The sequence below is a fragment of the Candidatus Glassbacteria bacterium genome (assembly GCA_019456185.1).
Classification (GTDB): domain Bacteria; phylum Gemmatimonadota; class Glassbacteria; order GWA2-58-10; family GWA2-58-10; genus JAJRTS01.
The window spans coordinates 1-8547 of sequence record VRUH01000061.1; the positions used below are offsets into that span (position 1 = coordinate 1).

The 8547-nt window shown below is 53.0% G+C and carries 7 protein-coding genes, 1 tRNA gene and 1 pseudogene (1 of these 9 only partly in view); 7 read left to right on the forward strand and 2 right to left on the reverse strand.

The window, feature by feature from the left end; genetic code table 11:
• From FVQ81_15770 to FVQ81_15790, 5 genes are all read left to right on the forward strand, one after another.
• Positions 1-398, forward strand: a 398-nt coding sequence (locus FVQ81_15770) for a GHMP kinase (protein MBW7997991.1), incomplete at its 5' end; no start/stop codon positions are given.
• A 26-nt stretch (positions 399-424) separates the two neighbouring features.
• Positions 425-2731 carry a tetratricopeptide repeat protein gene (locus FVQ81_15775; protein ID MBW7997992.1) on the forward strand — a complete coding sequence of 769 codons (2307 nt, stop codon included), beginning with the start codon at positions 425-427 and terminating at the stop codon, positions 2729-2731.
• A 192-nt stretch (positions 2732-2923) separates the two neighbouring features.
• On the forward strand, positions 2924-3382 hold the full coding sequence (locus FVQ81_15780; protein ID MBW7997993.1) for a superoxide dismutase: 459 nt from the start codon (positions 2924-2926) through the stop codon (positions 3380-3382).
• Between the two features lie 199 nt (positions 3383-3581).
• Positions 3582-4913, forward strand: a complete 1332-nt coding sequence (locus FVQ81_15785; GenBank protein ID MBW7997994.1) for a DUF1080 domain-containing protein — start codon at positions 3582-3584, stop codon at positions 4911-4913.
• A 15-nt stretch (positions 4914-4928) separates the two neighbouring features.
• Positions 4929-5015, forward strand: a tRNA-Ser gene (locus tag FVQ81_15790).
• Between the two features lie 129 nt (positions 5016-5144).
• Here the strand turns inward: FVQ81_15790 and FVQ81_15795 are convergent.
• Complete coding sequence (locus FVQ81_15795; GenBank protein MBW7997995.1) at positions 5145-5306, reverse strand: site-specific integrase; 162 nt, start codon at positions 5304-5306, stop codon at positions 5145-5147.
• A gap of 391 nt (positions 5307-5697) precedes the next feature.
• Between FVQ81_15795 and FVQ81_15800 the strand changes: the two genes are divergently transcribed.
• Positions 5698-6648 carry a hypothetical protein gene (locus tag FVQ81_15800; GenBank protein MBW7997996.1) on the forward strand — a complete coding sequence of 317 codons (951 nt, stop codon included), beginning with the start codon at positions 5698-5700 and terminating at the stop codon, positions 6646-6648.
• 1101 nt (positions 6649-7749) lie between these two features.
• Here FVQ81_15800 and FVQ81_15805 read toward each other — a convergent pair.
• Positions 7750-8139, reverse strand: coding sequence for a PilZ domain-containing protein (locus FVQ81_15805; GenBank protein MBW7997997.1), 390 nt, complete (start codon positions 8137-8139; stop codon positions 7750-7752).
• Between the two features lie 239 nt (positions 8140-8378).
• Between FVQ81_15805 and FVQ81_15810 the strand changes: the two are divergent.
• Positions 8379-8547 (forward strand): annotated as a pseudogene (locus tag FVQ81_15810) (TIM barrel protein); it runs 674 nt beyond the window's last position.

The window sequence follows — 8547 nt, forward strand, 5'->3', positions numbered from 1 at the left end:
TCGGCCTGCGGGTGACCAACGAGAGCGAGATCGGGCGGTACGGCACGGTGGCGGGCCTGTGGGAGCCGGGAGACAACCGTCTGCTGAATATCACCGAGATCGCCGAAAAGCCATCGGCGGATTACGCCCGCGCCAACCTTCGGGTGGACAACCTGGGCGATGACGAGTACCTGACGATTTTCGGTCTCTATATCCTCGGCCCCACGGTTTTCGATATCCTCAAGGAGCATATCACCGACAACCTGCGGCGCAAGGGCGAGTTCGACCTGAGCTTGGCGCTGGATGTGATGAGGGCCGAGGAGGGTTTCCTGGGCTACGTTATCGACGGGGACCGGTTCGACATCGGCGTGCCCCAGGCCTATCTCGAAAGCCTGCAGAGGTATCCGGCAGGAGATTGAGATCCCCTGATAGCGGGAAGTGCACAATGAACAACTCAGCTAAGAATGAATCCGGCGGGCGCGGGAAGCCAAAGGCAATCCCCGCAGTCTCCCAGAGGCAAAAGGCGCTGCTTTTTTTGATCGGCCTGTTTTGCATCGTGTTTGTCGAGTTGACGCTCAGGCTGATTCCCGCTCAATCGCAGAAGGTCCAGGTCCAGGACCCTTTCGTCGGCTTTTCCGCGGTTAACCCGCTGTTCACCCGTTATGTCGCCGATGACGGGACTGCCCGGCTTAAAACCTCGCCGGACAAGCTCACATTGTTCAACGCCCAGGATTTCAAACTCGAAAAAAACCCCGGCACGTTCCGCATCTTCACCCTCGGCGGCAGCACGACCTACGGCCGCCCATATGCCGACCGGACCTCGTTCGGCGGCTGGCTGAGGACGCTGCTCAATTATGACGGCGGCTCAGGAGCAGCTTACGAAGTAATCAACGCCGGTGGAATAAGTTACGCCAGTTACAGGGTCTGTTTAATCCTCGAGGAGCTGCTCCGCTATTCACCCGACCTGTTCGTGGTGTACACCGGGCACAACGAATTTCTGGAGGCGCGCACCTACGGAAACCTGCAGAGTCAGTCATCGCTGGTGTTCAAAATGCGCAAGCTCCTGTCAGGTTTAAAAATTTACGGTCTGCTGAAAAAAGCAGTCCATTCCACGGGGATCGTTGAAGTAAGCCTCGATCCGGAGCGGTCAGTCCTGGCTCCCGAGGTCAGGACCATGCTCGACAGCAGCGCGGGGCTTGACCTCTACGAACGCGACAGCCTGTTCGCAAACGGCGTATTCGTGCATTTTCGCTTCAATATCCGGCGGATCAAAACCCTGTGCCAACAGGCGGGCGTGCCGGTCGTATTCCTGGATCCGGTGGACAATATCAAGGATTTTTCACCGTTTAAAAGCCAGGGAGCGGACGACCTGGCTCCTGATATCTCCGCTGAACTGTCCGTTTTGATTTCGGAAAGCAGAAGCCATCTCGCCGCCGGTCAACCCGCTGACGCTGTCAGCAAGCTGACCAGAGCCGTCGGCCTGGATTCCCTGGACGCCGACAACTGGTTCCTGCTGGGCAGGGCCTGTCTCGCCGCGGGCGACACAGCCAGCGCCGCCGGGTATCTTCACCTGGCGCGTGAACTCGATGTCTGTCCCCTGCGCGCCCAGCACCCTGTCCACCGGATTCTCGGCGAGGAGATGGCCGGCGCCGACGACCCTCCCCTGCTCGACCTGCCTGATTTGTTTCGACGCCTTTCACCGGGCGGGCTGATCGGCCAGGAACTGCTGATCGATCATATCCATCCACGGCCGGAAACCAACCTGCGGATCGCCCTGTTTATCCTCGAGTGGATGATCGACACCGGCTATGCGGGCGGGAATTCCTATCCCGCATCCGCTGAACGGGTCACTGAAATTATCCGGGCGGTCTATCAGGACCTCCCGGATGACTACGAGGTGCTGGGGATTGTCAAGCTGGCCCGTGTGCTTTTCTGGGCGAAAAAATTCCTTGAGGGCCTCTACGTGCTCGACAGCCACTGGGAAAGTCTTTATCAGACGCCGGAAGCGCAATTTCTGCGCGGCCGGATATTGCTGGCGCTGGAGCAGCCGGATGAAGCCCTGGGCCATTTCCGCGAGGCCTACAACCTGGCTCCGGAAGAGAAAGTGGTGCTGGCTGAACTGGCCGATCTCTATGGAGACCTGGGAGAGATCGACAGGGCGACGGAAGTATTGCGCGAAGGGATAAAACAGTTCCCCGACGACGCTTTCCTGCTGGCGGAATACGGCATGCTGCTCGCCAGATCGGGCAATCCGGACCACGCCATGCGCATGATCCAGAAAGCCGGCAGACTTGAGCCGGACAACCTGAATATCCGACTCAATATCGGCAATGTTTATTCCATGGCCGGGATGTACCGCCAGGCTGAAAAAGCATATCTCGAATCCATCGAGCTGGACCCCGAAAACAGCGACGCCTGGTATAGTCTCGCCAACGTGCAAATTAAACTGAACAAGCTGGAAGAGGCGGAAAAAGATTTTCAGAAAGCGATCAGTCTGGACCGGAACAATAGCCATGCAAGACTCAACCTCGGGAATTTATATCTTATCACCCGGCGCTTCAAAGAAGCGGAAAACGCCTACCGCCTGGCCCTGAAATCCAAAAAGACACTTCCCGGAATTTACGAGAACCTGGCAAAGCTGTACGTCATTACCGGCGATGACTCCAGTGCGAAGAAAATCGCCCATGAAGGGCTGGAGCTGTTTCCGCGGGACTCTATCCTGAATGAAATCGTATCCTCTAATCAACCATGAAAAGACCGGTCAGCTATTGCCTCCTTGTCTCAAAGCGATGTCCCCTGCAACAAGTCTTCGGTATGCAGTATTAAAACGCCAATCAATCTCATAGAGTCGCAATCCCTTGATTTTCATCACATTCTATTGTAATTTTCTTTTGAGATAGGTTATTTGGTTTTTCACCAGGTACCAGTGAAGCGGAGGTATGCAATGCGTTTCCTTTCGTTGATTGCGGTCGCGGCCGTTTTGACCGTATCGGGTTCCAGCGCCCTGATGGCCCATTGCGAGGTCCCCTGCGGCATCTATGACGACCACATGCGGGTCCATATGATCGAGGAGCACTGCACCACGCTCGAAAAGGCGATGACCGAGATCAAGAACAACACGGCCACCGCCAAGACCCAGAGCGAAGTCAGCCTGGCCGCCCAGCAGGCTGTCCGGTGGGTGACGAACAAGGAAAAACACGCCACCGAGATCCAGACTATCTGCTCCCGGTATTTCCTGACCCAGCGGATCAAGCCCGACCAGGCGGATTACCACAAGAAGCTCGAGCTGCTGCACGGGATCATGGTCTCGGCGATGAAAGCCAAGCAGACTGTCGATCCGGCCCACGTGGCCAGGATTCGCTCACTGCTGGCGGAGTTCGAGAAACTTTATTTCAGCAACTGAACCATTTGTGACGGATTCAATTAACGCAGTTGCAAGGGCCCGTTTTTCAGCGGGCCCTTTTTATCTGGCCAAGGCTATGAGCTCGCCGCGCAGATACACAATTCTTCAAAGTCTGGACAAAGTACGCCATCTTGTTTAAAATATTGACTACAAAAGTTTGCGACTTATTCTTCCATCTCAGCTTCCGGGAGCGTTGCCGATGCGAAACCTGAAATTCACCGTCCTTTCTTCCCTTGCCGCCGCCCTGATTTTCGTCTGCGCTTCGCAGGCCGGAGCCGAGCAGTCCGGCGAATGGATCAGCCTGTTCAACGGTAAGGATCTTTGCGGCTGGGCGCAGGTGAACTGCGCCAAAGAAACGTTCACGGTCCGCGACGGGATGATAATCTGCACCGGTATCCCGACCGGGGTGCTGCGTACGGACAGGATGTACGAAAACTACGTTCTGGAACTGGAATGGCGCCACATGAAACAGGGCGGCAACGCCGGGCTGTTTGTCCACTCCGATGCCCTGCCCGCCCGCGGACAGCCGTTCACTCGCAGTATCGAGGTCCAGGTGATGGACGGCAATGCCGGGGACATCTTCTCGATCCACGGCGCCAGCATGACTCCCTACAAGCTCCACCCGCGCGGCCCCGGCAACAAGCGCTCCCTGCCGGCAAAAGACACGATGAACCCGGCCGGAGAGTGGAACCATTACAAGGTTATCAGCAGGAACGGTACGCTGACCCTGTATGTCAACGGTGAGGTTGTCAACTGGGCCTACGACTGCGATCCGCGCAAGGGTTATATCTGCCTGGAAAGCGAAGGCAGCGAGATCCATTTCCGCAACCTGAAGATCATGGAACTGCCCAGCTCTCATCCGCCGATGGCCGAGATAGCCACCAGGGCCGAGGGTTTCAAGGCCCTCTACACCGGCCTCGATTTGCGCAACTGGAAGCAGAACCCCGGCCACGAGGGCCATTGGGTCGCCGATAACTGGCGGATTAAATACGATGGCAAGAGTGAGGCGGAGCCGCACGAGGAAAAGAATCTCTGGAGCGAGAAAAGCTACCGTAATTTCGAGCTGATAGTCGACTGGCGGCAGCCCGGCGAGGCGGTAGTGGACACGGTGCCGGTGATTCTGCCCGACGGTTCCTACATTATCGATGAGCAGACGGGTCAGCCGAAAAAGGTGCCGGTGATGGACGCCGGTGACAGCGGCATCTACCTTCGCGGCAGCAGCAAGGCCCAGATCAATATCTGGAACTGGCCGATCGGCAGCGGCGAGTTCTACGGCTACCGTCTGGACCAGAGCATGGCTCCGGCGGTGCGCGCCGGGGTGACCCCGATTCTCAACGCCGACAGGCCGATCGGCCAGTGGAACCGCTTCCACATCACGATGATCGACGACCGGGTGACGGTGGCGCTCAACGGCCGGACCGTAATCGACGACGCCCTGCTGCCCGGCGTGCCGCCCACGGGCCCGATCGCCCTGCAGCATCACGGAGATCTACTGGAGTTCGCCAACGTTTTTATCAAGGAACTCCCTTAGGCGGATAGCTTAACCGGAGGGCTAGTCCTAACTGGTAAGGCAGCTGACTTGAAATCAGCCGGGGTAACACCCATGGGGGTTCGAGTCCCTCGCCCTCCGCCATTATTAACAAGGGTTTGCGCTTATCACTTGGCAGTTTAGTTAGACGGGGAACGGCTTCAAACTGCCCATTCCTTGACAAACGCAAGCCTAAAGATGGCCCCTTGGATTGATCCAGGGGGCTTTCTTTATTCACCCTACACGGCGTTGAAGTTTAAGTACTCTGGCCCCTCTTGCGGGCGCTGCGTAGCGTTCTGTCATCGTGACGCTGCTATGATCGAGTAAAGCCTGAACGTCCCTGATAACGGCTCCAGCGTCCGTAAGTTCAGTGGCGAAAACATTGACCTGCTCCAGAGACTATAATCTCAACTTTAAACGTAAAGGAGAATAATCCTACCCATGCCTTACAAACTCTTGAGTCCTCTCATTACTAGTGGTATCGTTCTTGGGGGCAGGTCACTTAAGATTAAAAGCTTGATGCATTTTATATATATTTAATGTTTGGTATATATGTTATGAAAATATTTAAACAAATGAACGTTTTAAAGATATATAAAGCATATTAACTTGACTGTGCTTGGTTGTTGCATTAATAATATTTAGTAATATGAGATTAAAACGCACTTTTCTCAAGGCGTGGTTTGGCTACTTCCTCTTGGGAGCATAGAAATATAAGGATTTAATTTCAAGAGCTTTAACTCGTTCAAAATAATTCTCCAATATTCCTTTGAAAAGGAGTTTTACAATGCCTAAAAGAAAACGCAATCACGGATTACTCCCCGATGGCGTAGACTTAAGGGATTTAGAGAATACTACGTCAAATGATATTGAGTTACTCATAAAGGGTTCCCAACAGCTAAAACCCTTGCTTGATTCATTACGCGAAGAACTACAAGATTCAATTAAAGCTCAACCATTTGAAATGCCTTCAAAAAAAGTCTGGAAGGAGATTGAGCGCGCGTTACCCTTACAGTATAAAGGGCTTCGTAAGAACCTTGCACAATTAAAAGGCAAAGATTTGACTGATGGTGAATTCAACCGTCTTATTCATATGGGTGTGGATAAAGCACGATTAGCGACAGAAAAAATCATGAAGCCCGGCAGTGGTCTTGAGGAAATTGTTGAGAAAAATTTATCGGCCGATGGGACTTATAAATTCGTAGGGACAACACTCATTTGGAATACTCCTGAGCATCTTCCTGATATTGTTCTTAATACATCTGACTCCGACGAATTGACTGCTGCTGAGATTATTCTCATAACATCTCTCATTGTTGAAGTTGTAGGATTTTTGTTTGCGCTGTTAGGTGTTGTTTTCCCGAAAATTGACTTGGTAAAGCTTTGGAACAAAGTATTACGTACGCGAAGTCGCCGTGTATTTGAACTATTGAAAAAGCTACTGGAAGTATTGATGGATGCACAGAAACCGATAGCAAAGAAACTCGAAGCAATTCTTAAGTTCGTTAAGGCTCTTGCGTCACTTGGCCTTCTGAGTGACTTGATTGCCCAGATTTTTAACGATATGTCATGGTTGCAGTTAGCCTTTATGCTTTTACAGATATTAGCTCAGGTGGCACTCTGGTTGTTGCCGGGTGCACAAGCTGCATTGGTTGCTCAAAAGATGGTTGCAGTCTTAAGCGCGATAGTTTCGCTTACGAAAAAAGCGAGAGATTTGGCAGGCATGCTCTCCAAGTAAGTAAGATTGTCTATGGCGAAAGAGCAACCAAAAATCGAACAGACAATTCTGTGATTACGAGAGGTGGAGATATAATGCAGAGTGGGAACGCACATTGACCTGCCCCCAAGAACGATACCACTAATAATGAGAGAACTCAAGAGTTGGTAAAGGATATGCTCCTACGACCAAGTATAGGATAGAAGCGTATATCGTCCGCGCTTTTCTTTTTGCTGGCGTGAAGTTCCCAATAATCCCCTAAAGCAAAGTCCTTTAATGGTATTTTTTGTTCCCGCTTTATCCCGTAATCCTTTGCCGCAACCTCTTCCTGAACAGGGCACGAGATGAGTTCTCTTTTGCCATCCGGGGGCCTTTCCATTGGGCGGGGGGGCTAACTGCCTCTCCTCTCCAGGGAAAGCATTCTTTTTATCTAACATAGCCACCTACTCTACCCGCTCGCCCGCCATAAAGCATTTTCTATATCTGGTCGACTCTCAGTCCCCCTGAGGCGGGGGGCGGTCCCCTGCCCTCTTTGCCCATTTCTTGCCAAAGCGCATTCAACCCATACGACACATACGGCATTTGCTGCTTATACAATGCGCGGACATTAAATTGGCCAAACGTGCGCCGCGCTTGTATCTGATGTGATTTTCACTCTTCCCTAATCGGAACTTGAAATCAGCCGGGGTAACACCCATGGGGGTTCGAGTCCCTCGCCCTCCGCCAGTTCTCAAGCGGCATTCCCGCGCCTGTCGCGGGTTTGCCGCTTTTTGTATTTACGATCGCCGTACTCTCCCATCACGATAACATTACACCTTTTACCATGTTTACCTACTAAATATAAGATGGGGAAATTTCAGGGAAATTATCCGGACGCGCCACCTCTGGCCACAACCAGTTTCTGTTCCTCACCGGCGATAACCGCGGGCCTGACAGCGGGGATTTCAACGACCCGATCGGGGACAGACATCATGCGGAGACAACAAGCGGATTTGCTGAGGAGCTGGAGAGTTTCCTGCCCGAAACGCGATTAGCAGCTGCCTGCAGATCGGGAAGTTTCACAAACCGCAACTACTCGTTTCCAATCGCGAAACACCACCGGAAACCAGCAGTCAGCCGGTTTTACTTTACGTACTTGAACCCGTAATACAGTCCGGCCTTCGCCTTTGCATCGTCGGACCAGACCATTACCGCTGTTCGGCTGACCAGCTTATCCCCGATCCTGATCCGGATGTGAAAGCGGATCGGTTTGTTCAGCTCCAGCCGGACGCCTTCGTCGGAGACATCCACTGTCCGTGCCTTGAAAACGCTTGATTCAAGGTACAGTTCCGCCTGCACCTCTTTGGTCTTTCGCTCGCGCCTTCTTCTTTCCGATTTATTTTCAGACACGTTTGCATCCCCATGTTTCAGCCATTGATTTTTAATCGGGCGGGGTTCCGTTACCAGATTAAACCATACACGATTATTTTTTGCAAGTCTTTTCGCGCTGGATTTGTGCTTGAGACGAACCATTCTCTGCGATACTGCGGATAAAAAGTTTTGTGTTTTACTTTTCCCGGAAGCTCCAAGCAGTTAGTATTAGTCCATATGTGACAATTTTTCGTTTTTCAGACCTCCTCTTCCGCTGGATCTCCGCCATGAACCGTCAAAGCAAAAGTATCAGCCGCAGAGACTTCGCCAGAATCGGAGCAGCCGCGGTAATCTCGGCAGGAGCCGCCATACCGGGCAGGGTTTCCGGCGCGAATGTGCGGCTGCGTCTCGGGGGAACCGTGTTCGGCAAGTACACCAACCCGGAAAGCTGGGTGGAGGCCCACCGCAAATGGGGCTACCGGGCCGCATGGTGCCCGCTGGATGCCGATTCACCCCCGGAGGAGGTGGCCGCTTACCGCGACGCCGCCGTAAGGAACGATCTCGTGATCG

Excerpts from the sequence above, each read along its gene's own strand:
- FVQ81_15775 (MBW7997992.1), top strand. The coding sequence starts at position 425 with ATGAACAACTCAGCTAAGAATGAATCCGGCGGGCGCGGGAAGCCAAAG.
- FVQ81_15780 (MBW7997993.1), top strand. The coding sequence starts at position 2,924 with ATGCGTTTCCTTTCGTTGATTGCGGTCGCGGCCGTTTTGACCGTATCG.
- FVQ81_15785 (MBW7997994.1), top strand. The coding sequence starts at position 3,582 with ATGCGAAACCTGAAATTCACCGTCCTTTCTTCCCTTGCCGCCGCCCTG.
- FVQ81_15800 (MBW7997996.1), top strand. The coding sequence starts at position 5,698 with ATGCCTAAAAGAAAACGCAATCACGGATTACTCCCCGATGGCGTAGAC.
- FVQ81_15805 (MBW7997997.1), bottom strand. The coding sequence starts at position 8,139 with ATGGTTCGTCTCAAGCACAAATCCAGCGCGAAAAGACTTGCAAAAAAT.